Here is a 25913-nt window from a genome sequence, read left to right as displayed (position 1 = left end):
AAGGCTGCGTCGAAGCGCGGGTTTCCTCGCCGTGCTGCTCCCCGTCTCGATCATTTCGGGCGCGCACGCACAACGAGCAGAGAGCCGGTGGACGATCGCCGACGCAAGGGCGCTCCTGGCCTATATCGACGGGATCGAGAATGAAGGACTGATTCCCGCCGATTATGCGCCTCAAACGCTACGGCGCGCGATCGAAAATAGCGAAGGCGCGGTCCTCGACGCTGCCGCCGATGCTTCCTTCACCGCGCTGGTCGAGGATTTGCGTGATGGTCGCACGCCCGTCGATGACCGCGGCGCATGGTATGTCGACGACGACGACGAGATTCGTAACCCGACCGACGCGGTGTTGGCGCGTGCCCTCCGCACGCACGATGTCTCCGGCACCCTTGCGGCGCTCGATCCCACGGCGCCCGATTATGCCGCGCTGAAGGTGGCTTTGGCCGGAACTCCTGCCGCCGACACCCGCCGACGAGCATTGTTGCGCGTCAATATGGATCGTTGGCGCTGGTTTCCGCGCGACTTCGGCAGCGACTATCTGTTCGTCAACGTGCCCGAGTTCCGGCTTCGGCAGGTGCGCGGTGGCGACGTCGTTCGGAACTATCGCGTGATCGTCGGCAAGCCTGGCGATACCGCGACGCCGATTCTGGCGGAGAAAGCTGCGGCAGTCGTGCTCAACCCGGTCTGGACGGTGCCTGAGCCGATCGCCGAGGGCGAGAGGCTCGGCGCGCGCCTCCTCGCCCGTCCCGACATGGCGCGGGCAGGGGGTTACGTCGTTCGCCGTGAGGCCGGCGGCAAGATCGCCGTTATCCAGCAGCCGGGGCCCGCGAATGTGCTGGGCAAGGTCAAGATCGACATGCCGAATGCCTATGGGATTTACCTCCACGACACGCCGGCGCAGGATCTGTTCGATCGCGCCGTTCCCGCGCTTAGTCACGGTTGCATTCGCGTGGAAGGCGCAATCGCGCTGGCGACCGATCTCGTCGGGACGAAGGCGGATATGCCGCCGGCTGCGGTGAAGGCGATCGTCGACGCCGGCCAGACGCGCAACATTGGGCTGTCGCGCCCGATGCCGGTCTTTATCGGCTATTTCACGATCGGCCCAACATCGAACGGCGGCTCACTGGCCGTCTTCGGCGACATTTACGGTTGGGACCCACCGGCAGCGGCAAGTTTCCAGCGGCCGCTTCGGGTCCTCGCGGCCCGGCAGCGTCGCGTTCTAGCGCCCAGGTGAAATACTTACGTTCGCAAGATGCGCGGCCGCTGGTTGGGGCTTCATGGTCTAACGCTGCCTGCCACATCGCAGAGCGGCGCGATCGCATCCTCCGCGACATAGTGGCAAAGATCCCCCTCACGCGTAACGAAGGCTATGCCCTGCGCGCGAGTGACGTTCCTTGCTGTCTTACGTACGACGTCGACCACCTCGTCGAGCGTTCTCGCGCGGGCCAGCCTCTCCGCCGCATCAACAATGCGTTCCACTGCTCAGTCAACCCTGCCTGTCCTCTCGCCATGGACTGAAGTGCCCCAGGTCAATGGAATTTTTCTCCGACGGGAAACCTGTCACGGGGAAGAAGGCTCCGTTGGCGATGCGCGTCGGTCACGCGAGTGGTAGTCGTGTCGTCCTTAACCGGGCCTGAGAACCAGGGTGGCATCGTCCGAAAACTCGAAAGTGCTTCAAAGTAGTCTAACTCGTTGCTCTCCGTGATGATCTGATGATCGTCAGAGCTTGTCATCTCTTGGTGAGACCAGCACGACCATGGCATCCAAAAGAGCCTTCATCCGCTCAGCCTCGAAGCGCTCGGGTTCGATCGGAAACATGATCATCCAGCCGTCGGCCATGGCGCAGAGCTGGTCGGCGAGCAGATCCGCCGGAATATCCGAACGGATTTTGCCCCGGCGCTGCTCTTTGGCAAGCCGCGTCGCGAGCGTTTTCCGGTAATGGGCGTACCGTCGCTGATATATAGTGGCAAACGCAGGATCGAGCCGGGCATGCGCAATGAGCTGGAATCCGGCTAGCCACGGATCGGATTCATCGGCTTTTGCCCAATTCAGGAAGCGTTCGAAGCCGGATTTCAGATCATCCTCAGTGGCTGCAAGGTAGCTGTCCCACTCATCCCACAGGCCTTCGACGATCGCGAGAACCATCGCTTCCTTGTTCTCGAAATAATAGGTTACCGCACCGGTCGTGCAGCCTGCGCGTTGTGCCACCTTCCTCAGCGACGCGCCGGAAAATCCTTCCTGGGCGACCACCGCGATTGCGACCTTCACCAATTCCGCGCGCTTCGCCGCATGATCGCCCGCAGGCCTGCCGCGGCCTCGTTTTGCAGGCATTTCACCGGGAATATTCGGCGATCGGGGTGCGGATTTCAGCTTAAGGTTGTTTCTCGCGGCCATGAGCGGAACCTTAACCGATCGCGTCACGATATCAAATACCATAACGGCAGTTACCTCAAAACGTTCCTCTTGGACCTCGCGGTCGTCGGCACCTGGCGGGGACAGAGCGGTCGATCGCGCATTTTTCTGGCTGACCGTTATTTTTATTCTTGCCAAAGCCCCGATCTAAATATTATTACGTCAGTTATAAAAAAAGACGCGCTCCGGCATCGGGCTGCGCGGACGGAAGAGGGTCGGCGGGAAAGCGCGAAACGACCCGGAAAAGACCGCAGGCAGTGATCGCGGGGAGGAGAGAGACATGAAGAGACTGGGGTATTGCCTGATTGCCGGCGTTAGCGGTTTGGCACTCGCCGTGCCTGCTGCAGCACAAAATGCGGCAGGGGCCGAGGCATCCGTGAGCGCGCCGCCGTCGGCGCCGGGCGACATCGTCGTCACCGCGCAGCGGCGTTCGGAACGTTTGCAGGACGTCGGCGTCTCGGTCTCGGCGGTAACGAGCGATGCGCTGCGCGCGAGCGGCATTTCCAACGCACAGGCGATTTCCAAGTCGATCGCGGGCGTCACGCTCGATTCGGTCAATTCGGGGACGGCGAACGCGCAATTGGTGGTGCGCGGCGTCTCGCAATCGGACTTCTCGTCGTTCCAGGAATCGCCCAACTCGATCTATATCGACGACATCTATCTCAGTTCGTCGGGTGCGGCGGGGTTCGCGCTCTATGATCTCGATCGCGTCGAGGTGCTGCGCGGGCCGCAAGGCACGCTGTTCGGCCGTGCCTCGAGCGGCGGCCTCGCCAATTTCCTTCCCAAGCATCCGACCAAAGAATGGGACGGTTATGCCGAGATCGGCTTCGGCAGCTATGCCGATGCCTATGCCGAGGCGGCGGTCGGGGGGCCGCTGACCGACAAGATCCGTTTCCGTGTCGCGGGCCGTCGCGAGGTGACCAACGGCTGGTGGATCAACGATATGCCGGGCGGGCGGGACACGCTCGAGAACGATTTCGCCGGCATCCGCGGGCAGATCGAAGCCGACGTCACCGATAATTTCACCGCGCGGCTGTCGGTCAGCTACGACAAGAACCCGCGGCATCGCGACGGCATCTATCGCTCGGTGCCCTTCTACCTCGTCAACGGCCACCCGGAGCCGCTGCCGGCCAATGTCGATGCTTATGGCACCGGGCCGGGCAACGACATGACCGGCTATCGCAACACCAATTCGCGCGCCTCGGAGGGGTCGTTCAACAATGTCGGCTTCTTCGAGAGCGAGCGCTTCTCGCCGTCTCTGTTCCTGACCTGGCAGATCGGCAATGCGACGGTGACGTCGATCAGCAATTACACCCGCTTCAAATCCAATTATCGCGAGGATTGCGACGGCGGCCCGGTCGATTTCTGCCAGGAAGCCTTCAAGCAGAATTTGAAGCAATATTCACAAGAATTGCGCATCAACGGCACTGCCGGGAACCTCACCTACACCGCCGGCATCTATTATCTCAACACCGATCAGAAGGTACTGAGTGCCTATCGCGCGCCGGCTTTATCGGGAAGCGATTTCGCCTATGACGATTTCAATCCCGTCCGGCAAAAACTGAGTTCGATCTCGGTCTTCGGGCAGATCGAGTATAAATTCACCCCGAAGCTCAAGCTGACGATTGGCGCGCGCTATTCGCACGACGTGAAGAAGTTCGATTCGAAGGCCTATTTCAACGAGCTCGGCAACGCCTATATCGACGGCAGCGCGGGCTCCACGGTGTTCGACCCTCCGCTTCTGGCTTATGACTTTTCGCAGGCCAATCCCGCGGTCGGCAATCTCGCGCGGGTCGTCAACGATCTCTGGTCGGGCAAGGTCCAGCTCGATTACAAGCCGAGCGACAATGTGCTGATCTATGCCGGCGTTTCGCGCGGCAGCAAGGGCGCGGGGTTCAACGGCAACACCACCGCGGCGCTGAGCCCAGCGAACTACGGTCAGACGGCGTTCAAGAGCGAATATCTCTACGACTATGAAGCGGGCGTCAAACTGCAGATGTTCGATCGTCGCGCGACGCTCAACATCGGCGTGTTCAATTACGATTATCACCGCTTCCAGGGCTTCGCCTATGTCGGGCTGCTCGGCATCGTCGGCAATTACAACGGCTATTTCCGCGGCGGCGAAATCGAGCTGAATGCCTATCCCGTGCCGTCGGTCAATGTGACGATCGGCGTGTCCTATGTCCGCTCGAAGCTGCACGACGTGCCGACGCTCTATGACGGCGTGCGCGACGAGCAGGGGGTCAATACCCCGCACTGGTCGGTCAAGGGCGCGATCTCGAAGGACTTCCAGATCGGCGCCGACAAGCTGACTCTGCGCTGGTCGGGTGACTATATCGGCGATCGTTATTCGTCGATCGACAACAATGCCGCGACCTTCGTCAAGGGATCGTTCGTCCACGGCGCGCGCGTAACCTATCATGTCGAGAGCATGGGGGTCGATCTGTCGGCGTTCGTCGACAACATCAGCAACGTCAACCGCCAGACCTTCTCCTACGACGTGACCGGCACGGAGGGCGCGGTGCTACGTGCCTATGCCCGGCCGCGCTGGTTCGGCGGATCGATCCGCAAGCAATTCTGACGAATAGCGGGAGCGCACTACCCGTCGCTTCAGGTCACCAAACAGAAAGGAGAGATTGTAATGGATGCCTCATTGAGCAAACGATTTCGCGAGGATGGCGCGGTTCTTGTGAAGAACGCCCTCGATCGCGAGCAGCTTTCACGATGCCGCGAAGCGTTCGATTGGGCGGTCGCCAACCCTGGCCCGGCAGCCTTTCAGATCTTCAACGGCACCGAGCACCAGACGCACAACGACAACAGCAATCCGAAAGCGAAGGAAAAGCTCGACGCGCTGATGACGACGCTTCCGTTCGGCAAGCTGCTTTCCGAGCTATGGGGCTCGAAGCACGTCTGGTACTTTGCCGAGGAAGTTTTTCTGAAGGCGGGCGGAAAGACGGGGCGGTCGCCCTGGCATCAGGATACGTCCTATCTGCCGTGGGCCGGCGATCATTGGGCCAATGCCTGGATCACCTTCGAATCGCTCCCGAAGAAAAATGCGCTGGAGGTGGTACGCGGTTCGCATCGTGGCCCGATCTACGATGGCACGACCTTCATGAATCCCGACGATCCGACCGAGCCGCTCCACGGCGAACATGCGGTGCCGCCGCTGCCGCGCCTTCCCGATATCGAGGCGGAGCGCGCGCGCGATCCCAATGCCTATGACACGGTTTCGTTCGCGAGCGAGCCCGGTGACGTATTGGTTCTCCATCCCGGCAGCCTTCACGGCGGCGCCCCGGTCGACGCCGATTTCCCCGAACGTCACACGCTGGTGTTCCGTTTCTTCGGCGACGACGCGACATTCCGCGCGCTGCCGACGCAAAGCGCCGGCGGCTATGATCGGAACGGGGTGTTGTTCGTCAAGGAGATGGCACAGCTCAACGAAGGTGAACCCTTCCGCTCGCCCGTCTTCCGCCAACTCATCTGACTGAAGGGAATATGTCCATGACGACAAAGAGCGCGCCGCGTCAGGTGATCAAGCCGGCTGGCACCGAAATACTCTATGACAACTTCCACTTCGCTCCCGCCACCCGGGTCGGGAACATGGTCTGGGTATCCGGGCAGGTCGGCATCGACGCCAATATGGTGCCGGGCGACGGGATGGAGGCCCAGGCGCGCCTGGCCTTTCAGGCGCTCAAGACGGCGCTCGAAGCCGCCGGCGCGAGCATGGGCGATATCGTCGAGCTGATCACCTTCCACATCGATCTGCGCGGCGAGATGGAGGATTTCGCCAAGGTGAAGGACGAGTACCTCCCCGATCGTTACCCGTCGTGGAGCGCGGTCGGGGTGACCCAGCTCGCGATGCCCGAACTGCGGGTCGAGGTGCGCGCGGTGGCGGTGATCGGCAGCGGTAGCGCCTGAAGGGAAAGCCGCCTTTGGCCGCGGCTGCCATCGCGTTGACGGCGGTCGCGGCAATTGACGTCTGGATGGAGAGGAAAGAGATGGCGGGAACAGCAGAGTCCGCATCGGCCGACGGAACGCATGTCGATGTATTGATCATCGGCGCAGGCGTTTCGGGAATCGGATCGGCGTGGCACATGAAAAGCCAGTGCCCTGACAAAAGCTTCCTTATCCTCGAAGCCAAGGATAGGTTCGGGGGAACCTGGGATACGCACAAATATCCCGGCGTTCGGTCCGATTCCGATCTTTACTCCTACGGGTATCGCTTCAAGCCGTGGGTCGGCGCACCGATCGCCAGCGGCGCCGACATCCTCAAATATCTCGGCGAGGTGATCGACGATAACGCGATCGGTGCGCATATCCGATACGGTCATCGCATCATTTCCTGCGCCTGGTCGCGCACAGACGCGCGGTGGAAGGTCGAGGCGAAGCGCGCGTCGGATGGCGCTACCGTCACCCTGACGGCCGGCTTCATCTGGGGTTGCCAGGGCTATTACGATCACGAAAAGCCTTATGTGCCCGATTGGCCCGGGCTGTCGGACTATCAGGGGCTGTTCGTCCACGCGCAGCTGTGGGATCCGGCGATTGACTATGCGGGCAAGCGGATTGTCGTGATCGGTTCGGGTGCGACCGCTGCCACGGTCATCCCGGCCCTTGCGGAAAAAGCCGCGCATGTGACGATGCTGCAGCGTTCCCCCACCTATTTCTATTGTAACGAGAACCGGAACGAGCTCGCCGACCGCCTGCGCGAGATCGGGATTGACGAACCGACGATCTATCGCGTGGTGCGGGCGCAGGTGATGTACGATCAGGACATCATTACGCGTCGCTGCGAGACCGAGCCCGATGTGGTGGTCGAGGAGTTGAAAAGCCTCGTTCGCGCCTTCACCGGTAAGGCCGATTTCGAGTTCGAGCCGCATTTCACCCCGAAATATCGTCCGTGGCAGCAGCGGGTCGGTTTTTGCCCGGACGGGGATCTGTTCAGGGCGATCGTCTCGCGCAAGGCCAGCGTCGTCGCCGACACGATCGAGCGTTTCACCCAAACGGGTGTGCGGACCAGGGGCGGACAGGAACTCGACGCCGACATCATCGTCGCCGCGACCGGTTTCAGAATGTCCGTGATGGGCGACATTCCGTTCGAGGTGGAAGGCAAGCGCGTCGATTGGGCGGAGACGATCACCTATCGCGGCATGATGATGACCGGTGTCCCCAATCTCGTGTGGGTGCTGGGCTATTTCCGCGCGAGCTGGACGCTGCGCGTTGACATGATGGGCGATTTCGTCACCGACCTGCTCAAATATATGGATGAGATCGGCGCGCGACGGGTCGAGGTCGCCTTGCGCCCGCAGGACCGGGATATGGCGATCCTGCCGTGGATCGAGCCCGAAAACTTCAATCCCGGTTATCTCATGCGCAGCATCCATGCCATGCCGCGTCGCGGCGACAAGCCCGAGTGGCGGCACAATCAGGATTATTGGGCGGAGAAAGACGCGTTCCCGCTGATCGACCCGACCGATGCGGCCTTCCTCTACGACGGCAGCCCGATCGCGCATCGGGAGGCCGCGGCGGCCGAATAGCCGCGGAGCAGGCTGGGGAGAGATCGCCAAAATGGCGGATGCCGGGCGACATATTTGGTGCCGGATATCCCGCCCGGCGCGACCGGCAAGATCGACAAGAAGGCGATCCGGGCCAGTCTGGACGGTGATGCACCGCCCTTCGACGCTATTCGCTGACAGGAGAGGGAAGAATGAAATCGAAACTGGCGGCCGGAGAGAATGGCGGTCTTGCGCGACGTTCGCTGCTTCAGGCGATGGGCGGCGGCGCAATCGCCGGCGGGCTTTTTGCCGGCGGCGAAGCGGCGGCGACCGTGGCCAAGGGAAAGGATCATTCGGTTCTCGACGTAGCGATCATCGGTGCCGGCCTTTCGGGCCTGACATCGGGCAGGGATTTGAAACGTGCCGGCTGCGAATCCTTCGTCATTCTCGAAGCGCGCGATCGTGTCGGCGGTCGCACCGTCAATCACGATATCGGCAATGGCGTCATCTCCGAAGGCGGCGGCCAGTGGATCGGCCCCGGCCAGACGGCGGTCGCCGATCTCGCGCGTGAACTGGGCGTCGCCACCTTTGACAGTTTCTACAAGGGCAAGACCGTCTATCTGGTCGGCGATCAGCGGATCGAGGCGGGCAGCGGAAACGGTGGTCTCGGCGCCGCCAGCCCGGTGATCGACAAGCTTAACGCCATGGCCCGCGAGGTGCCGAGCGCCGAGCCGTGGAACGCGCCGCGCGCGGCCAAACTGGACCGCCAGTCGCTCGCCGACTGGCTCGCGAAAGAGAAGCTGACCGACGACGACAGGCTGACCTTCTTCCTGTCGGCGACATTGACCTACGGCGCGCCGCCCGAGCAGCTCAGTCTGCTCCACTATCTGGCGATCATCAATTCGTCGGACTGCAATCTCGAGAAGCTCGAATCCATGCCCGGCGGCGCGCAGGAAAAGCGGCTCGTCGGCGGCTCTTATATGCTGAGCGCCAGGATGGCCGAGGATCTGAAGGATAAGATCAGGCTCTCCTCACCGGTACGCAAGATCGTTGGCTGGGACCGTAACGTGGTCGAACTCCACACCGATCGAGGCATCATCAGAACGCGGCAGGTGATCGTCGCGATGAGCCAGTCGCTGTGCAACCAGATCGCATTCGATCCGCCGTTGCCCGCCGATCGCGCGGCAATGCACAAGGCCTGGCCGACGACCGCGCATATGCGCAAGACCGTCCATGTCTATCCGCGTCCGTTCTGGCGTGATGCGGGGCTGAGCGGACAAGTCATTCAGGTCGGCGGGCCTGTGCTCTGGTGCACCGACAATTCGCCGTCCGATCTTTCGGTCGGCATCATCACCGCCTTCGTCAAGGAGGGCGCTCTGTCCGCTGATCCCAACGTGGCGCAACGTGAATTGTCTGCAATCTACGCCCGGGCATTGGGCGAAAAGGCCCGAAATCCTACCCAATATCATGAGATCGACTGGAGTAAGGTCGACCGTTGGAGCCTGTCGTGCACTTCGCCTTACGCGCCCGGGTTCCTCACCACATTCGGCAAGGCGATGCGAATGCCGACCGGCCGGCTGATCTGGTCGGGGACCGATATGGCGGAGCTCTGGCCCAGTTCGATGGATGGCGCGATCAGGGCCGGCCATCGTTCGACCTTGAAGGCGCTCGAAGCATTGGCGCGGTCCTGAACGAGCGATCGCGGGGACCGAGCTGACAATGAATGCCCGCGGGTACATCTCCCGCCACCGATTTATATCATAACAAGCGCGATATTAATTGTGCAAACCGCGATTCCGCCGCTTGCCAACCTGTGCGCGCTCATTTATCATCACATCTGTAATAAAAATATGCGTGACGAAAATTCCCGCGCGCATCGAAATTGCAGGGGAGGCGAAATGTCTCACGAATCGCGTTCCGATGACCCGTCGCTGGTCGAGCGAAGGGGCCTGCTGAAGCTAGCTGGCGCCGCGGCGGTAGGCGCGCTTAGTCTGGGCAATGCGTCGCCGCGGATCGGCGGTGCCGCTGACGGCGATGCATCACCCGGCATTCTCGATGTCGCGATCATCGGCGCGGGGCTCGCCGGGCTCACCGCGGCGCGCGATCTGGTCCGCAGCGGGTGTACGTCGGTCGTGGTGCTTGAGGCACGCGACCGGGTCGGCGGGCGGACGCTCAATTTCGATGTCGGCGGCGGGCACGTTTCCGAAGTCGGGGGGCAGTGGATCGGGCCGGGACAGACCGCGGTTGCTGATCTTGCGCGCGAGCTCAACGTCGGCACCTTCCCGACTTACTATGATGGAAAGACCACGATCCTCGGCGGCGAAGGCCGTGTCGAGATCGATCTCCACGGCACGTTCGGCACCGATGAAGCGCTTGCGGCAAAGCTGAGCAAGCTTTCGCGCGACGTACCGTCGGGCGCACCGTGGACATCGTCCCGCGTGCAGGAACTCGACAAACTCTCGGTTGGCGATTGGTTGGCAAAACATTCGATCAAGCCCGAGGACCAAAACGGCTGGAACAGCAGCATTGGCTTGTCTGGAGGGACCTTCCCCGCGAAAATGGGGCTGCTCCACTTCTTGTCGATGATCAATTCGGCGAATTGCGATTACGAGCAACTCGATTCGATCAAGAATAGCGCGCAAGGGACGCGTCTGGTCGGCGGGTCGCAGATCCTGTCGACCAAGCTGGCCGAACAGCTCGGCGACAAGGTGCGGCTGTCCTTTCCGATCCGGCGGATATCGGGCTGGGATCAGGAAGTGATCACCCTGCATTCGGATCGCGGCGAGATGCGCGCGCGCCGCGTGATCATGGCGCTCAGCCCGCCCTTATGTAACCAGATCCAGTACGAGCCCGCGCTGCCGACGGCGCGCGCCGCGCTGCATCGCGCCTGGCCGGCGCATTCGCCCGCGCGCAAGACCGCGATGGTCTATGCGCGCCCGTTCTGGCGCGAGAAGGGGCTCAACGGCCATGTCCTGCAATTCGGCGGGCCGATCATCTGGGCGTGGGACAATTCGCCCCCCGGCGGCGAGATCGGGATCATCAACGCCTTCGTCACCAATGCGATGCTGCCGACCGATCTCGGCGAGGCGAAGAAGATCCAGACGGCGATCTATGCGCAGGCGCTGGGCGACGAGGCGCTGTCGCCGGTCTCCTATCACGATCGCGACTGGGGGTTCGCCGATCCGTGGACGATCACCTGCGTCTCGGCGATCCCGCCCGGTTTCTGGAGCATCCACGGTGCCGCGCTGCGCCCGCCGTGCGGCGGTCTCATCTGGGCGGGCACCGAAACCGCCGACATCTGGGCCGGCTATATGGATGGCGCGGTCCGCTCGGGCCACCGGAGCGCGCTTGAGGCGCTCAACGCGCTGCGGCGGGCATGAGGGGGCATATGAAGAAATATCTTCTGCTCGGCGGGCTCGCCGTGGCCGCATTGCTGCTCGTCATTTTCGGGCCGACGCTGCTCAATCTCTATCGCCTGCAGAATTACGTTTCGGCGAGCGCTGAGGCGGCGCAGGCCGATGCCGGGCCTTGGCCGCGCACCACCGAGGTCTGCACCACCTGTCACGGGGTGAAGGGCAATTCGGTCAACGGCAATTATCCTGCGCTGGCAGGGCAGCCCGCGCCCTATCTCGCGGCACAATTGCAGCATTTCGCGAGCGGCGCGCGGGTCAATCCCAACATGGGGCCGCTGGCGATGACGATGAAACCCGCCGAGGTGGATGCGCTCGCGGCCTATTTCGCGCGACAGCCCGCACTGCCCAATCCCTATTTCAAGCCTGACCCGCAGGTGAGCGCCAAGGGCGAGAAACTGGTGGAGGGGGCCGGGTGCGCTGCGTGCCACGGCGCGCAGATGATGGGGCAGGAGCAATTCCCGCGGCTGGCCGGGCAGGGATATGAATATCTCGTCCGCCAGCTCGATGCCTTCGCCGGCGGCGCGCGAACCGAGGCGACCGGCACGATGCAGCGGTTGGCTGTCGCCGCCTCTCCTGACGATCGCAAGGCGATGGCTACCTATCTCGCCAACCTCCCGCCGTCGGCAAAATAGCGGCGCCCGCGACAGCATCCTTTTTCGAGGATTTTCGTGATGGATCTTAGATCATTCATCCTGTGCCTAGCGGCTTTCTCGCTCGCGCTGACTGGCTTCGTCTATGGCGCGAAATTCATAAGGAAGAAGAACTATCTCATCGGTATAGAGTGGTTCATCCTTGCGACATCGTCATCGAATGCGGTCGTCTATTTCGCGACCAATTCGCCCTTGTCGTTCAAGATCGCGCATTTCTTCGACACATTCTCGCGGGCGTTCGGCGTGCCGATCGTCATCCCGGTCGGGATGATGGTGCTCACGCACGGGATGAAGCCCTCGATCAGGTTCGATATCGCGATCTTTGCGCTGTCGTTCGTCGCGACGATCGCGATCTTGTCGCTGGGCTTTTTTCAGCCATTGCTCGCCTATTTCCTGCTTGGAATGTCAATATTGTACACGATATATCTGATTTATCTCGTCGCAATATTGCTCAAGGCGGGAGAGAAGTTGCAGGCATTGGGTGTGGCGCTGGTCACGGCGACGACTTTTTTCGTAGCGGCGGTCTATGATTTCTACAAAATACCGGGCGAGGATACGAACGTAATCTTCAATTTCTTTACCATCGCCCTCTTCACGTGGTCGTACATGACCGTCCAGCTTTACTACGCCTATTGCGCGCTCGAGCGAGCCCGGCGTGGCGGTGCGGCAGTGGGTAACAGCGCCGATTTAGCATGAAACAACGCCGAGTAAGCGGCGTGGGAGAAGATGTCATGAGTGAGATTGAAGGCGGCGGCCCGTTCGATCGCGAGACAATTGCGCAAGCGAAGCCGTCGCGCCGCGATTTCTTCAAGGGCGCCGCGGCGGGCGTGGCGATGACGACGGTGGCCGCGGCCGCCACGACCGTGGCCGTCGCCGGACCAGGTGCCGCTGACGATGCGATGGCTGCCGCCGATATGGAGAAATATCGCGCCCTCGGCGGCTGGATCGAGAAGCCGAGCGACATCCGACCGGCGCTCGACGGCGACACGATGGCGGATGTGGTGATTATCGGGGGCGGGTTCGCCGGGCTGTCGACGGCGCTCGAATTGCGACGGCAGGGCGCGAACGTCGCCGTCATCGAGCGCGAATTCTGCGGGTTCGGCGCGAGCGGGCGTAATGCGGGCTATCTCGCCGGCGCGGGCGGGCTGGAGCACGATCTGTTCCTCAAGCGCGTCGGCGACGAGACCGGCAAGAAAATCATCCAATATTACGACGGCGCGGTCGATTACGTCGAAGCCAGGTTCAAGGAATATGACATCGCCTGCGATTACGTGCCGTCGGGGGTGCTGCGCGCCGCGGTCGATCCGTCGCAGGAGGGAAGGGTTCGCGAGAGCATGGAGATAGGGCACCGGCTCGGTCACAAATCGCAATTCCTCGATTCCGCCGAGATGCGCGCGCGCGGGATTCCGCCCGCCTTCCTGTTCGGCGAATATGATCCGCGCGGGGGGACGCTCAACCCGGGTAAATATGTGCTGGGGCTACGTGCGGCTGCGTTGCGCGCTGGCGTCAGGATCTACGAAACCACGCCGATGCTATCCTATGCCGAGGGGCGGACGATCAAGGTGCAGACGCCGCGCGGCGCGGTGAGGGCGCGGGCGATGGTGTTCGCCACCAACGGCTATACCCCGGGGAACGGGTTGCTTGAAACCAAGGTGATGCCGGTCCGCGTGTCGGCGATCGAGACCGAGCCGTTATCGCCCGCGCAGCTGAAATCGCTCGGCTGGCCGCGGCGCGAGGGGATCGTCACCGCGCATTATATGATGGAAAGCCACCGGCTGACCGCGAGCGATACATTGGTCGTGACGACCAAGAAGGTGCGTTATCCTTACGGCTCGCGCACCCCCAATGTCCCGGATTACGATGCTTATCACGCGCTGCGTCGCGCGCTGCACGAGCGCTTCCCCACGGTTCGCGGGATTGCGCTTCGGACTTGCTGGAGCGGCTATATCAGCTTCGCGCAGGATGCTTTGCCGGTGATCGGGGTGACGGGGGCGGACCAGAATATCTTCTATACCGCCGGCTGTTCGGGACACGGCGTTGCGTCACAGTCGTTCGTCGGGCATCTGCTGGCGCAGCGCATCCGCGGCGTCGTCGACCCGATCCTTGCCGGGATTCGCCATGATACGCCGAACCTGCTGCCCGAGCCGCTGCGCTGGTGCACGGTAAACGGCGCTTTCGCGGCGACCAATGTGATGGATGAGCGGCTCAACGCGAAGATTGCAGCGCGTTCGGCGTAGCGATAGCGCGTGCACAATCGTGGACGGCAATTAACGGAGAATGAGGAAGGCATTGGTTCGAGATGGGCTGGGTCCGGGCTCCGGTGATCCGAACCCGGACCGCCCAAATATCCGGAATTAGCGGCAGCGCACCTGGCCGCGATCGACTGAACGGCCGAGCAAGGCGCCGCCGGCGCCGCCGATCAGCGTGCCGAGCGTATCGCCGCCGATCGCGTTGCCGAGCAGGCCGCCTGCCAGACCGCCGATCACCAGCCCGGTCGTACCGTCGTTCCGGCGGCAATAATAGCGCCCGTCGCGGCCGCGGTAGATGCGATCGTTGCGGCTGAGGCGGCGCTCCCGATAGCGCCCCGGGCGATAGGAATGCGATGCATCCCAGCCCTGCCTGTCCCCCTGCCAGCGATAATCGCGATCGCGATGCTGGGCGGCAGCCGGTGCCGGCAACGCGACCGGCAGCGCGACGGTGGCGGCAGCGATAGCGGCGACCAATTTCATACGCATGGGACATCTCCTTATTAGCGGAGGTTCAACGCTTCATTGCAGGTCGGGTTCACCGCGCGCTGGCGCCGCTCTCGTGCTTGATTGAATTTACATTCTTTACTGAATGTAAATTCAATCTCGGCTTTAACATCTTTGGCGGGCCGCGCGATCGGGAGCACCGTCGATCGATCGGGCGCCCGGCCGGAAGTCGATCAAAGGGAGAGGCAGATGAAGGGATTATCGCGAGCGGCCGTTGCGGCGCTCCTCGCCACCGTAATACCGGTGGTTCCGGCGCTGGCGCAGTCGGTGCCGAACGCACCCACCGGGCCGATCGAAACGAAATATTATGCCAACGGCCCATTCGCCACGACCCAGACCCGCTCGGCGGCACCGTGCGATTCAAAGGGCAACCAATGCGATATCTTCTATCCCAGCGACGTCACTTCCTCGACGACGCGGTGGCCGCTGGTGGTGTGGGCCAACGGGACCGCGGCGACGCCCGACAAATATACCTATTGGCTGCGGCATCTCGCGTCCTGGGGTTTCGTGATCGTCGCGACCCGCGATCAACAAACCGGATATGGCAATACTGCGCTGGATTCGCTTGCTTATATGCAGGGCGAGGAAGCCAATCCGGCCAGCCCCTTCTATCATCGCATCGATTTCTCGCATGTCGGCGCGGCGGGCCATTCGCAGGGCGCCTCGGGCGCGGCGAATGCGATGTTCCATTCGAACGGGGTAATCAGTACCGCGGTGGTCTTCCATCTGCCGAGCCAGATGTGGTGCAATCCGGCCGACAATTGCCTGCTGACGCCGACGCTGGCCGGCGGCGCGGGGTCGATCTTCTATGTCAGCGGCACCGCCGACGGGCTGATCGCGCCGGATACGCAGGGCAGCGGAACGCAGCTCAATTCGCAAACCGCTTATTACAACGCGACGCCGGCGGCGATGGCCAAGGCCAAGGGATTGCTCAAGGGCACCAATCATAACGACATTTCGGGCACGCCGGGGTGCGGGCTGCTCGGGATTCTCCAATCCTGCAACAACGGGACCTACGGCTATCTCGGCTTCCCGACCGCGTGGCTGGTGTGGAAGCTCAAAGGCGATGCCGCCGCCGGCGCGGCGTTCAAGGCCGGGTCCGGCGAGTTCTTCACCGCTACCGCGTGGACCGGGCAGGTCAGCAACGTGCCGTGATCGTTCCGGCCGCGCGTCCGCTGCGAAAAAGCGGCGCGCGGCCGAGGATCGGTTTCCCCGACAGAGACGAGAATGATCGATGCCGATGCGTCGCGTAACAGGCCGTTATTTGCTTGCCCTCGCGGTGGTCGCGGTGATCGCGGCCGCCGCCTTTCTCTTCTTCCGCGCCCCCGCCACGCCCGAGGTCGCGCGGACGAAAGCGATCGATACCGGCACTGCCGAACCGATGGAGCCGCTGCGCGCCCACGCGGCGCCGACTCCCACGGAATCGCCGGCCGCGACCGCGCCCCCGCCGGCGATCGAGGCCGCGATCTTCGCGTCGATCGCCGATCGCGGTGCCGAATTGCGCAGCGTCGCGGTCCGCCGCGATGCCCCACAGATCGCGTGCGGCGAAAAGCGCACTTCGAGGGATCCGGCGTTCAGGCGCTTCGTCTGGCTGGGGCATCTGAAGATGCTCGCCACCGACGACGGCTCGCGCGAGTTCGACCGGATCGCGATGATATGCCGCGAAGGCCAGTCGCTGCCTTAGCGCGGTCAGTCGGTGCGCCGCGCCGGCCCCGGGCGGCCCTGCGCGTCGACCAGGCCCGCTTTCGTCGCCCCCTCGATCAGCATCTTGAGAAAGTCGATCGAGCGGCGGGTGTCGGCGGGGTTGGGCGTCAGCACCTGCGCGATCGAAAGGCCGCGCACCGCCCAGACGAACAACCTGATCGCGGCGCGGGTCTCGGCCTCGTCGTCGCTGCCGAACTGCTCCTTGATCGCCTCGAACGACATCTGCTCGATCTGCGCCTGCATCGGCATGACGAGCGCCGCGAGCTCGGGATCGCTGCGCGACGCCTGCAGCACTTCGAGCACCGCGAGGCCCGAGGGTTTGCTCAGCACCGCCCACAGCATGTCGGGCCAGTCCGAAAGAACCGCCGCACGACCGCGGCTGGCGGCGATCTCGCGATAGCTGCGATGCTCCTGCTCGTAGACGGTGCGGATCACCGCCGCCATCAATTGCGCGCGCGTGCGGAAATGGTGACGCATCGCGCCGCGCGTCACGCCCGCCTCTTCGGCGATCAGTTCGATCGGCGTCTTGCTGTAACCGTTGCGATAAAGCAGCCCGATCGCGGCTTCCAGCAGCGCCTCGCGGGTTTCCGCGGTGCGCTCGGCCTGGGTTCGACGTTTCCTTGCCGGTGCTGCTGCCGTCACCCTTTTGCCCGTCCCTTCGATGCCCGGCCGGTCAGGGGCCGCGCTTTCCGCCGATGTGGCGGGACGGGGGAGGGTGCGTCAAGGACGACGCTCAATCATATTCCAGCTTCGGATACCAAGTTTCTCCGCGCCCTTCGGGGGTGAGATCGAGCGCGGTCCATAAGGGCGCGAAATCGGGGCCGCCGCGCGGGTCCTTGCCGGGGTCCGCCATCTCGCCGGTCATTTCCCCTTTCCAGAACAAGCGGACCTCGTCGCCATCCTTCCGGAACACCGCAAGCAGCGGATATTCCGCCTTGGTCGCCGGATCGAACACGCCGAAATCGAGCGGATAGCTGTCGCCCACCGTCTGGTGGAACCGCAGGTGATGCCAGCCGCGCTCCTGCGCAAAGGCGATCTGCCGCTCGACCGGGCTGCGCCCGAACACCGCCAGCGCGACCCGCTGTCGCAGATCATTGGCATTGGCGTTGAGCGGCCCGAGCAAATTGGTGCACATCGGGCACGGGCGCGCGCGCTCAGGGCCGTACATCCAGAAATAGGTCAGCAAGCTATTCTTGTCGCCGAACAGGTCGATCAGGCGGACCTCGGTGCCGTTCGCGTCGCTAAAGCGATAGTCCGCTTTAATCAGCGGGCCGGGCGGCAGCTCTCGGCGCAGCGCCGCGACCCGGTCGAGATGGCGCTGCAGCTCGATCTCTTCCGCCAGCAGGCTTTGCCGCGCCCGCGCATAATCGGCGGATTCATCGGGGGAAGGTTTGCGCAATGCAGCCAGTTCGATTGACGAGGCAGGCATCTTGTCCCCCCAATTTGCGACCGGTTCCGTGCGCAACAAATTGGCGGGCGGCTTGGTTCCGTGCGCCGGTCAGGCTCGCGCGGCGGGGTGATGCAGCGACACGGCAGTCGCGCCGAGAATGCCCGAGACGATCGCGGAGACGGCAAGGTCGTCGGTCGCCTGCTGGAGCAGCAGTGCGACGGCGCCGAGGACGACCGTCCCCCCAAGGAACGTGAACACCGAACGAAGCCGCGATGCGGCGTTATGGGAACGGTTTGCGACATGCCGGTCGACGAGCAGCCGCACGTCGCGAAGCGCATGCCGATCGAACCCGGCGGCGGCGATCGCGGTTTCCTCAATCGGATCGAGCGCTTCGCCGTCGAGACGGTAAAGCACGGCATAGCGGCGCAACGCCTCGAGCCGCGGATCGGCAAGCGCCGGCTTGGCGCGCCGGCCCGCGAGCCAGCCGCCGATCCGGGCAAAATGGCCCGGCGCACCGAGCGACGAGCGCGTGTCGCCGTAGGACAGTCGCAGCACCTCGCGCTCGATCGCGCCGAATTCGGCGCGCGGGCGCCGCACCGCGCCGGCCGCCGATGCGTCCGGCATCTGTTCGAATTGCACATAGGCCATGATCGTCATGCTCCTGTTCGTGCTGCGCGATGTCGCCGCGCCCTCATTCATATCGGCCGATCGCATGCTCGATAAAACCGGCAAAAGATCGATAATTCTTTTCTAGTTTCTTGAAACTCTCCACGCTCGTCGGGGCCTCAATGCGCTGCTCCTGGTTCGATCTGCCGCGCCGGCTTGGGGGCGGCCCAGATCAGCATCGCGGCGACGAAGAACATCCCCGCCGAGACCAGGAAGACATGATTGGTCGCGAGCGAGCTCGCCTCGGTGCTCACCAGCCGCTCGATCTGCCCGGCGATCGATCCGGGGTCGAACCCCTGGCTCTGCAGCGCGGCCACGGTGTCGTCGGTATTGAGCTTGCCGACCAGCTCGCTGTGCGCGGCGCGGGTCTGATTGTCCCAATAGGTCGTGACGATCGAGGTGCCGACCGCGCCGGACAAGGTGCGCAGGAAGCTCATCAGCCCCGCCGCCGATTCGAGCTCGTCGGGGTCGACCGCGCTCAACCCGATCGTGGTGATCGAGATGAAGAAGAACGGCATGCCGACGCCCTGCAGCAATTGCGGGATCGCCAGCGTCCAGAAATCGGCGCCGCTGAACCAGTGCGTCCGCAGCAATGATGTCGCGCCGAGCCACAGCACGCCGAAGCAGACGAGAATTCGTGCGTCGACGCGATTGGACAGATTGGCCGCGATCGGCGCCACCAGCAGCGCCGAAACGCCCGTGAACGCCGTCGCATAGCCCGCCCAGGTGGCGGTATAGCCAAGATCGGCCTGCAGCCATTGCGGGATAATCACCGCGGTGGTGAAGAAGGTGCCGAAGGCGAAGGCGAGCGCGATCACGCTGGCGGTGAAGCCGCGGTGGCGGAAGACGCGCAAATTGACCGCGGGATGCTCCTCGGTCAGCTCCCAGGCGCAGAACACCGCGAAGCCGACCGCCGCGATCACCGCCAGCGCGATGATCAGGTGGTTGTTGAACCAGTCGCGATCGTGGCCGAGATCGAGCATCAACTGCAGCGCGGCGATCCACACCACCAGCAGCGCGAGCCCGCTGCGATCGATCCGCGCCGGGCGCAGCGCGGTCTCGACAGGGCGCAGCAGCAGGATCGCGGCGGCAATGCACGCGATCGCGACCGGCAGGTTGACGAAGAAGATCCAGTGCCACGACCAATTGTCGCTGAGCACGCCGCCGAGGATCGGGCCGAAGATCGGCGCGGTCACCGTCGTCATCGACCAGATGCCGAGCGCCTGCCCCTGCCGCTCCTTGGGGAAGATGCGCATCATCAGCGTCTGGGTGATCGGCATCAGCGGGCCGCCGCAGAAACCCTGGCCGAGCCGGAACAGCACGATCTCGGGGAGCGAGGTCGAGATGCCGCACAGGAAGGAGAAGAGCGCGAAGCCGATCAGCGCGCCGATGAACAATTTCACGCTGCCGAAGCGCGCGGTGAGGAAGCCGGTGAGCGGCACGCACACCGCCTCCGCCACCGAATAAGAGGTGATAATCCACGTCCCCTGATCGGGCGCCACCCCGATCGCGCCCGAAATATGCGGGACGGAGACGTTGGCGATCGTGGTGTCCAGCACCACCATGAAATTGCTCAGCCCCAGCCCGAGCGCCGCGAGCAGCAGCGGCAGGCCGGAAAGCGTGACGGGTTGTTCGGATTGCGTGGCCACGGATGTTGCCCTCCTTCGGGCTGGCGGCGGAGCGCTCAGAGGTGGATCTCGGCGTCCATCGACAGCCCGACGCGCAGCGGATGCGCCTTGAGTTCGCGCGGATCGAGCCTGATGCGCACCGGCAGCCGCTGGACCACCTTGATCCAGTTGCCGGTCGCATTCTGCGCCGGGATCAGCGCGAACGCCGCGCCGGTGCCGCCCGAAAAGCCGGTGACCGTCCCGTGGAACACGACGTCGCTGCCGTAGAGGTCGGAGGTGACCGTCACCTTCTGCCCCGGCTTCACGCGGGTGAGCTGGCCTTCCTTGAAATTGGCGTCGACATAAAGCTGGTCGACCGGAACGATCTTCATCACCGCGGTGCCGGCGGCGAGCCGCTGGCCGACCTGGACCGCGCGGCTCGTCACCACGCCGTCGACCGGCGCGCGGATCACGGTGCGCGCGAGATCGAGCCGCGCCTGATCGACCCGCGCCTGCGCGGCGAGCACGTCCGGGTTGGTCTCGACCGTCGTGCCGGTGGTCAGCGCGCGATTGGCGGCGAGATCGCCTTTCGCGGCATCCTTGGCCGCGATCGCCTGCTGCACCGCGCTGCGCGCGCTGTCGAGGCTGCTCTTCGCCGCGGCATAGCCGTTGACCGCGGAGGTCAGCTCGTCGGCCGAGACCGCGCCGCTCGGCGCCAGCTTCCTGCGGCGGTCGAGATCGACCGACGCCTTCTGGAAAGCCGCCTGAGCCGAGGCGAGGCCGGCCTGCGCGCTGGCGATCGCCTGATCGCGCGCCGCCAGCGTCGCGGCAAGCGATTGGCCGGTCGCGCTGGTCTGCCCGAACTGGCGCTTCGCTTTGGCCAGCGCGGCCTCGGCATCAGCGAGCGCGATCCGCGCATCGGCATCGTCGATCCGCACGAGCACGTCGCCGCGCTTCACATTCTGCGTGTCCGACACCAGCACCTGCGCCACCTGCCCCGCGACCATCGGGGTCACCTGCGCGGTATCGGCGCCGACATAAGCGTTGTCGGTCGAGACATAATGGCTGCCGACCGCCACATACCAGATGCCATAGCCGCCGCCGGCGAGCAGCACCGCGCCGGCGATGCCGATCAGCGCCTTGCGCCGCTTGGGATTGCCGGGGGCGGGCGGGGTGGCGATCTCGGCGCTCGCGTCGAAACGGGGATCGGCGTCAGCCATGAATCTTGTCCTTGGAAACCGCGCCGGCTGCGGCGCTGACGGGGGAGGGGGAAGCGGCGACCGCGCCGCCGCCGAGCGCGCGCACCAAGGCGACGTCGAGGGTGAAGGCGCGCGCCTCGAGATCGACCACCACGCGCTGCTGCTGGAGCATGCTGTTCTGCGCGGTGAGCACCGAAAGGTAATTGGAGAGCCCGCCCTGGTAGCGCAGCTTCGCGACGGCATAGGCCTCCCGCGCGTCGGCGAGCGACTGGCGCGACTGGGCAAGCTGTTCGCCGAGCATCGACTGGCTGGTGACCGCATCGGCGACATCGTGGAACGCCGTGGCGACCGCGCCGTCATAGCTCGCGACCGCTTCGTCATAGCTGGCGCGCGCGACGCGATATTTGCCCCTGATCTCGCCGCCGTGGAAGATCGGCAGGCTCACCGCGGCGGCGGCCTGCCCGTTGTGCGATCCCGATACGAACAGGTTCGAAAGCCCGAGCGATTGGAAGCCGACCAGCGCGGTCAGGCTGACCGACGGATAGAAATCCGCCCGTGCCGCCTTGATCCGCGCCGCGCTCGCCTCGACCCGCGCGCGCGCCGAAACGATGTCGGGACGGCGACCGATCAGATCGGTGGTGACGTCCGCCGGCACGCTGCGCGCGGCGAAGGAGAGCGTCGGGCGCTGGATCGTAAGCCCGCGATCGGGACCCTTGCCGATCAGCGCGGCGAGCCGGTTGCGGGCGAGTGCGATCGATTCGTCGATCTGGGAAAGCTGGGTCCGCTCGGCCGGCACCGCGGCATCGGCCTGTTTGAGCTCGGCGCGGGTATCGAGCCCGACCGCGACGCGATCGGCAACCAGCTTCTGCGTCTCGACGCGCGAGGCCACCGCATCGGCCTGGACATCGCGCTCGGCGAACAGCCGCGCGAGATCGGCATAAGCGCTGGCGATATTGGTTGCGAGCAGCAGCCGCGCCTGCGCGACGTCGATCGCCGCCGCATCGGCGTCGGAAGTCGCCGCGCGCAGATTGGCGCGGTTCTTCCCCCACAGATCGAGGTCGAAGCTGAAATCGAGCGCGGCGCTGCCGGTATCCTTCCACCCCTTCGGGACGAAGGCGGCGGGGACGCCGTTGTTGTAGCTTTGCTTGGCGCCGCCGGCCTGCGCCTGCGCGTCGACCCGTGGAAGCAGCGCCGCGCCCGCCTGCTGGCGATAGCCGTCGGCCTGCCGCAGCCGCGCGATCGCGGCGGCGATATCGGGCGCGCCGGACAGCCCTTCCTCGATCAGCGTGGTGAGCTGGGCATCGCCATAGCCGCGCCACCAATTGCCGTCGGGCCAGGTCGCCGCTGGCGAGACGGCGGGGGCCAGGCTTTGGTCGGCCGCGAAGCTTTGCGTCGCGCGCATCTCCGGCCGCGGCCCGAGCGGCGGGACGGAGACGCAGCCCGACAAGAGCAGCGCAAGCGCCGCCGCTCGCAGCGACGCCCGATGATCAGTGACGACTCGCACGATTGAAACTCCGTACCAGTAAGTACGGTTTTTCGCCTGATCCCGCGCGTCGCCCTTGTCAATATAAAATCGTACTATATGGTACGAGAATATGAAGGAAGCAGCGAAGCCCGCACCCGGCCGCCGCGAAGCGCGCAAGGCCGCGCGCCGCGCCGCGATCGTCGCGGTCGCGTGGCGGCATTTTCTCGAACACGGCTATGATCGCACCTCGATGTCGGCGATCGCCGAGGAAATGGGCGGCTCCAAGGGTACGTTGTGGAGCTATTTCGCCTCCAAGGAGGAATTGTTCGCCGCGGCGATCGATGAGGTGACGACCGCCTTCCGCGCGTCGGTGATCGAAATTCTCACGCCCTCGCGTGAGCCGCGCGAGGCGCTGACGATCCTCGCCGAGCGCCTGATCGATCGCATCACCTTGCCCGATGCGATCGCGCTCCAGCGCCTCATCGTCGGCGAGGTCGAGCGTTTCCCCGAAATCGGGCGGATCTTCTACGATCGCGGACCGGGTGCCGGTCAGGCCGTGCTGATCGATTATATCACCGCGCAGGTCCGCGCCGGCAATCTGTCGGCGGACGATCCGCGGGAAGCGGCGCTGATGTTCTTCAATCTATGTGCCGGCGGCTATCATCAGCATGTCCTGTGGGGCATCGCCGATCACGACGACCGCCGCGCGAAATGCGAGGCGGCGCTCGCCGTCCAGCACTTCCTCCATTGCTATGGCGCGCATCGCCCGGCTGCCGGCTGATCTTTCCGGCGCGGGCGATGCGTTCATCAGGCATCGGCTGCGCCGACAGGGAGACGCAGCGAGTTTCGTGATCCCGTTATGTGCGGAAATAAGCGCATGATTGCGCTGCTCCTCACCGATCGCGACGCTCGCAGGCGCGAAGCCGTCAGCGCCCGAGATGATTGCGCTCAATGCGCAGATCAAATGTTCGCGCCGACACGTCACTCGGGACATGACCGTGAGATACTGCGGCTACTTCCTCGGCATCGCGTTCGGCGAGGAAGAAAGCGATTGACAATAACGTAGGTGCCTACATTATTGTCCGATGAGACGGCGGGACATGCTTGCGGGCCTGAGGCGCCTTCGTGCGGGCGTCCGCCCGGTAGCGCTGCCGTTGCTCGGCCTGGTGCTCGTCGCTGCATCGCCGGCCATTCCGCCCTGGGGGTTCGATCTCGGCGGGATGGATCGTTCGGCAAAGCCGGGCGACGACTTCGACCGATACGCCAGCGGCGCCTGGAAGCAGGCGATGCCGATCCCGCCCGATCGTAGCGCCTGGGGGCCCTTCGCGATGCTCCGTGCCAAGGCCGAGAGCGACGTCAAGGCGATCGTCGATGACATTGCCGGGCGGCCGCAACCAGCCGGGTCGATTGAGCGCAAGATCGCCGATGCCTACAACGCCTATCTCGACACCAAGGCGATCGAGGCGGCGGGATTGGCCCCTGCCAGGGCGGACCTCGCGCTGATCGCCGCGGCTCGTTCGCATGAGGATGTCGCGCGGCTGATGGGGCATCCCGAGCTCGGGCTCGGCGGCCCCTTATCCCTGACGCCGTGGCCGGACGCCGCGAACCCCGATCGCTATGCGATCAATATCGTCCAATCGGGCCTCAGCCTCCCCGATCGGGATTTCTATCTGAAAACGGACCCGCGGTCCGCCGAGGTGCGGGCCAGGTTCCGATCCTATGTTGCGCGGATGCTGGCGCTCGGCCATTATCCGGATCCCAAGGCCGCGGCCGACAATATGCTGGCGCTCGAGACCGCAATCGCCCGGGCGCACTGGACGCGCGAGAAGCGCGCCGAGCGCGATCTGACCTATCATCCCAAATCGCGCGCCGAGCTCAAGGCCTTCGCACCCGATTATCCGTGGGACGCGACGCTCGCCGCGCTCGGGATCGCCCCTCACGACCTTTACGTCCTCAAGGAGGACAGCGCGATCCGCGAACTGGCCACGCTGTTCCGCCGCACGCCGGTCGCGACGTGGCGCGCCTATATGACGTTTCATTATCTGAACGGCATGGCCGATGTGCTTCCCGCGGCGTTCGACGACCTGTCATTCGACTTCAACGGCCGCGTGCTTTCCGGCCTGCCGCAGAAACGGGAGCGCTGGAAACGCGCCACGGTCGCGCTCAACGCGGCGCTCGGCGAGGCGGTCGGCCAGCGCTACGTCCAGCGCCATTTCACGCCCGATGCGAAAGTGCAGATCACCGCGCTGGTTGAGAATCTGCGGACTGCGTTCCGCGCCCGGATCGAGCGGCTCGACTGGATGTCGGCCGGCACGAAGCAGGCCGCGCTGACGAAGCTCGCAGCGATCCGTGTGAAGGTGGGCTACCCGGAGAGCTGGCGCGACTATGCGACGCTGGAGGTCCGCGCGGGCGATCCTCTCGGCAACCGCAAGCGCGCGCTGCTGTGGGACTGGAAACGACGGATCGCGCGCCTCGCGCAGCCGGCCGACCGCGACGAATGGGGAATGACCCCACAGAACGTCAACGCCTATTCCAACAGCTTCTTCAACGAGATCGTCTTTCCCGCCGCGATCCTGCAGCCGCCCTACTTCGATCCCGCGGCCGATCTCGCGGTGAATTACGGCGGTATCGGCGGCGTGATCGGTCATGAGATGAGCCATGCGTTCGACGATCAGGGCGCGAAGACCGACGCGAAAGGCGCTCAGCGCGACTGGTGGGACAAGGCCGACATCGTCCGGTTCAAGGCACTGACCTCTCGCCTTGCCGAGCAATATTCGCGTTATGAGCCGATCCCGGGGGTCCAGCTGAATGGCCGGACGACGCTTAGCGAGAATATCGGCGATCTTGGCGGCCTCAATGTCGCGCTGGAGGCCTATCATCTCGCGCTCAAAGGGAAGCCCGCGCCGATCCTCGACGGCACCACCGGCGATCAGCGGGTCTTTCTGTCGTGGGCGCAGACCTACCGGGAAAACATCCGCGACGAGGCGCTTAGGGCCGCCCTCGCATCGGACCCGCATAGCCCGTCAACGTTCAGGGTGAATGGCGTCGTCCGGAACATCGACGCCTGGTACGACGCGTTCGGTGTGAAACCGGGCGATCGTCTCTACCTCGATCCCGTCGACCGTGTGCGTATCTGGTAGCGACGCCCCGGGGTTTTCCGCGCTT

General features: G+C 64.3%; 22 protein-coding genes. 14 read left to right on the top strand and 8 right to left on the bottom strand.

All coding sequences use genetic code 11. The features are described from left to right. Window positions 1–31: 31 nt before the first annotated feature. Window positions 32–1231: a L,D-transpeptidase family protein gene (locus NED98_RS09075; protein WP_265312728.1), complete on the top strand. Its 1200-nt coding sequence runs from the start codon at window positions 32–34 to the stop codon at window positions 1229–1231. Window positions 1232–1716: 485 nt separating this feature from the next. On the opposite strand, the gene NED98_RS09070 is transcribed toward NED98_RS09075, so the two are convergent. Further along, on the bottom strand, window positions 1717–2433 hold the full coding sequence (locus NED98_RS09070; protein ID WP_265312727.1) for a TetR/AcrR family transcriptional regulator: 717 nt from the start codon (window positions 2431–2433) through the stop codon (window positions 1717–1719). A 352-nt stretch (window positions 2434–2785) separates the two neighbouring features. On the opposite strand from NED98_RS09070, the gene NED98_RS09065 reads away from it, so the two are divergent. The 9 genes from NED98_RS09065 to NED98_RS09025 all read left to right on the top strand — a co-directional run bounded on the left by NED98_RS09065 (window position 2786) and on the right by NED98_RS09025 (window position 14201). Then, on the top strand, window positions 2786–4990 hold the full coding sequence (locus NED98_RS09065; RefSeq protein WP_265312726.1) for a TonB-dependent receptor: 2205 nt from the start codon (window positions 2786–2788) through the stop codon (window positions 4988–4990). Between the two features lie 60 nt (window positions 4991–5050). Beyond that, complete coding sequence (locus NED98_RS09060; protein ID WP_265312725.1) at window positions 5051–5893, top strand: phytanoyl-CoA dioxygenase family protein; 843 nt, start codon at window positions 5051–5053, stop codon at window positions 5891–5893. Window positions 5894–5910: 17 nt separating this feature from the next. Continuing rightward, window positions 5911–6327 carry a RidA family protein gene (locus NED98_RS09055; protein WP_265312724.1) on the top strand — a complete coding sequence of 139 codons (417 nt, stop codon included), beginning with the start codon at window positions 5911–5913 and terminating at the stop codon, window positions 6325–6327. 80 nt (window positions 6328–6407) lie between these two features. After that, window positions 6408–7943: a flavin-containing monooxygenase gene (locus tag NED98_RS09050; RefSeq protein ID WP_265312723.1), complete on the top strand. Its 1536-nt coding sequence runs from the start codon at window positions 6408–6410 to the stop codon at window positions 7941–7943. Between the two features lie 170 nt (window positions 7944–8113). Further along, on the top strand, window positions 8114–9592 hold the full coding sequence (locus NED98_RS09045) for a flavin monoamine oxidase family protein (protein ID WP_265312722.1): 1479 nt from the start codon (window positions 8114–8116) through the stop codon (window positions 9590–9592). A 207-nt stretch (window positions 9593–9799) separates the two neighbouring features. Then, window positions 9800–11281: a flavin monoamine oxidase family protein gene (locus tag NED98_RS09040; RefSeq protein ID WP_265312721.1), complete on the top strand. Its 1482-nt coding sequence runs from the start codon at window positions 9800–9802 to the stop codon at window positions 11279–11281. Window positions 11282–11289: 8 nt separating this feature from the next. Beyond that, entirely contained in the window at window positions 11290–11946 is a 657-nt protein-coding gene (locus NED98_RS09035; protein WP_265312720.1) for a c-type cytochrome, read from the top strand. A 36-nt stretch (window positions 11947–11982) separates the two neighbouring features. Next, window positions 11983–12660 (top strand): hypothetical protein, encoded by a 678-nt coding sequence (locus NED98_RS09030; RefSeq protein WP_265312719.1) that lies wholly within the window; start codon window positions 11983–11985, stop codon window positions 12658–12660. 35 nt (window positions 12661–12695) lie between these two features. After that, window positions 12696–14201: an NAD(P)/FAD-dependent oxidoreductase gene (locus NED98_RS09025; RefSeq protein ID WP_265312718.1), complete on the top strand. Its 1506-nt coding sequence runs from the start codon at window positions 12696–12698 to the stop codon at window positions 14199–14201. A gap of 117 nt (window positions 14202–14318) precedes the next feature. Here NED98_RS09025 and NED98_RS09020 read toward each other — a convergent pair whose 3' ends face one another. Then, window positions 14319–14699 (bottom strand): glycine zipper 2TM domain-containing protein, encoded by a 381-nt coding sequence (locus tag NED98_RS09020; RefSeq protein ID WP_179514060.1) that lies wholly within the window; start codon window positions 14697–14699, stop codon window positions 14319–14321. Between the two features lie 207 nt (window positions 14700–14906). Between NED98_RS09020 and NED98_RS09015 the strand changes: the two genes are divergently transcribed. After that, on the top strand, window positions 14907–15872 hold the full coding sequence (locus tag NED98_RS09015) for a poly(ethylene terephthalate) hydrolase family protein (RefSeq protein WP_265312717.1): 966 nt from the start codon (window positions 14907–14909) through the stop codon (window positions 15870–15872). 85 nt (window positions 15873–15957) lie between these two features. Then, window positions 15958–16401: a hypothetical protein gene (locus NED98_RS09010; RefSeq protein ID WP_265312716.1), complete on the top strand. Its 444-nt coding sequence runs from the start codon at window positions 15958–15960 to the stop codon at window positions 16399–16401. Window positions 16402–16406: 5 nt separating this feature from the next. On the opposite strand, the gene NED98_RS09005 is transcribed toward NED98_RS09010, so the two are convergent. The 6 genes from NED98_RS09005 to NED98_RS08980 all read right to left on the bottom strand — a co-directional run bounded on the left by NED98_RS09005 (window position 16407) and on the right by NED98_RS08980 (window position 22787). Continuing rightward, entirely contained in the window at window positions 16407–17063 is a 657-nt protein-coding gene (locus tag NED98_RS09005; protein ID WP_265312715.1) for a TetR/AcrR family transcriptional regulator, read from the bottom strand. A gap of 91 nt (window positions 17064–17154) precedes the next feature. Then, entirely contained in the window at window positions 17155–17850 is a 696-nt protein-coding gene (locus NED98_RS09000) for a DUF899 family protein (RefSeq protein WP_265312714.1), read from the bottom strand. 69 nt (window positions 17851–17919) lie between these two features. Beyond that, complete coding sequence (locus NED98_RS08995; RefSeq protein WP_265312713.1) at window positions 17920–18468, bottom strand: hypothetical protein; 549 nt, start codon at window positions 18466–18468, stop codon at window positions 17920–17922. A gap of 128 nt (window positions 18469–18596) precedes the next feature. After that, window positions 18597–20126, bottom strand: coding sequence for a DHA2 family efflux MFS transporter permease subunit (locus NED98_RS08990; protein ID WP_265312712.1), 1530 nt, complete (start codon window positions 20124–20126; stop codon window positions 18597–18599). A gap of 35 nt (window positions 20127–20161) precedes the next feature. Next, complete coding sequence (locus NED98_RS08985; RefSeq protein ID WP_265312711.1) at window positions 20162–21304, bottom strand: HlyD family secretion protein; 1143 nt, start codon at window positions 21302–21304, stop codon at window positions 20162–20164. After that, a complete protein-coding gene (locus tag NED98_RS08980; protein ID WP_265312710.1) occupies window positions 21297–22787 on the bottom strand; it encodes an efflux transporter outer membrane subunit in 1491 nt (496 codons plus the stop codon). The genes NED98_RS08985 and NED98_RS08980 overlap by 8 nt, the downstream gene beginning before the upstream one ends. Before the next feature lie 91 nt (window positions 22788–22878). On the opposite strand from NED98_RS08980, the gene NED98_RS08975 reads away from it, so the two are divergent. Further along, window positions 22879–23529 carry a TetR/AcrR family transcriptional regulator gene (locus NED98_RS08975; RefSeq protein ID WP_265312709.1) on the top strand — a complete coding sequence of 217 codons (651 nt, stop codon included), beginning with the start codon at window positions 22879–22881 and terminating at the stop codon, window positions 23527–23529. A gap of 319 nt (window positions 23530–23848) precedes the next feature. Then, window positions 23849–25888 carry a M13 family metallopeptidase gene (locus NED98_RS08970; protein WP_265312708.1) on the top strand — a complete coding sequence of 680 codons (2040 nt, stop codon included), beginning with the start codon at window positions 23849–23851 and terminating at the stop codon, window positions 25886–25888. Window positions 25889–25913 lie beyond the last annotated feature (25 nt).

Source organism: Sphingomonas lycopersici, assembly GCF_026130605.1.
Classification (GTDB): Bacteria; Pseudomonadota; Alphaproteobacteria; order Sphingomonadales; family Sphingomonadaceae; genus Sphingomonas; species Sphingomonas lycopersici.
The sequence above is the reverse complement of the archived record's forward strand: the minus strand, read 5'-3'. Positions and strand labels throughout refer to the sequence as shown.

What these genes read in the sequence shown, in the direction of transcription:
- NED98_RS09070 (WP_265312727.1), bottom strand. Translation starts at nt 2,433, where the DNA reads ATGGTATTTGATATCGTGACGCGATCGGTTAAGGTTCCGCTCATGGCC.
- NED98_RS09060 (WP_265312725.1), top strand. Translation starts at nt 5,051, where the DNA reads ATGGATGCCTCATTGAGCAAACGATTTCGCGAGGATGGCGCGGTTCTT.
- NED98_RS09055 (WP_265312724.1), top strand. Translation starts at nt 5,911, where the DNA reads ATGACGACAAAGAGCGCGCCGCGTCAGGTGATCAAGCCGGCTGGCACC.
- NED98_RS09050 (WP_265312723.1), top strand. Translation starts at nt 6,408, where the DNA reads ATGGCGGGAACAGCAGAGTCCGCATCGGCCGACGGAACGCATGTCGAT.
- NED98_RS09045 (WP_265312722.1), top strand. Translation starts at nt 8,114, where the DNA reads ATGAAATCGAAACTGGCGGCCGGAGAGAATGGCGGTCTTGCGCGACGT.
- NED98_RS09040 (WP_265312721.1), top strand. Translation starts at nt 9,800, where the DNA reads ATGTCTCACGAATCGCGTTCCGATGACCCGTCGCTGGTCGAGCGAAGG.
- NED98_RS09035 (WP_265312720.1), top strand. Translation starts at nt 11,290, where the DNA reads ATGAAGAAATATCTTCTGCTCGGCGGGCTCGCCGTGGCCGCATTGCTG.
- NED98_RS09025 (WP_265312718.1), top strand. Translation starts at nt 12,696, where the DNA reads ATGAGTGAGATTGAAGGCGGCGGCCCGTTCGATCGCGAGACAATTGCG.
- NED98_RS09020 (WP_179514060.1), bottom strand. Translation starts at nt 14,699, where the DNA reads ATGCGTATGAAATTGGTCGCCGCTATCGCTGCCGCCACCGTCGCGCTG.
- NED98_RS09015 (WP_265312717.1), top strand. Translation starts at nt 14,907, where the DNA reads ATGAAGGGATTATCGCGAGCGGCCGTTGCGGCGCTCCTCGCCACCGTA.
- NED98_RS09010 (WP_265312716.1), top strand. Translation starts at nt 15,958, where the DNA reads ATGCGTCGCGTAACAGGCCGTTATTTGCTTGCCCTCGCGGTGGTCGCG.
- NED98_RS09000 (WP_265312714.1), bottom strand. Translation starts at nt 17,850, where the DNA reads ATGCCTGCCTCGTCAATCGAACTGGCTGCATTGCGCAAACCTTCCCCC.
- NED98_RS08995 (WP_265312713.1), bottom strand. Translation starts at nt 18,468, where the DNA reads ATGACGATCATGGCCTATGTGCAATTCGAACAGATGCCGGACGCATCG.
- NED98_RS08985 (WP_265312711.1), bottom strand. Translation starts at nt 21,304, where the DNA reads ATGGCTGACGCCGATCCCCGTTTCGACGCGAGCGCCGAGATCGCCACC.
- NED98_RS08975 (WP_265312709.1), top strand. Translation starts at nt 22,879, where the DNA reads ATGAAGGAAGCAGCGAAGCCCGCACCCGGCCGCCGCGAAGCGCGCAAG.
- NED98_RS08970 (WP_265312708.1), top strand. Translation starts at nt 23,849, where the DNA reads ATGCTTGCGGGCCTGAGGCGCCTTCGTGCGGGCGTCCGCCCGGTAGCG.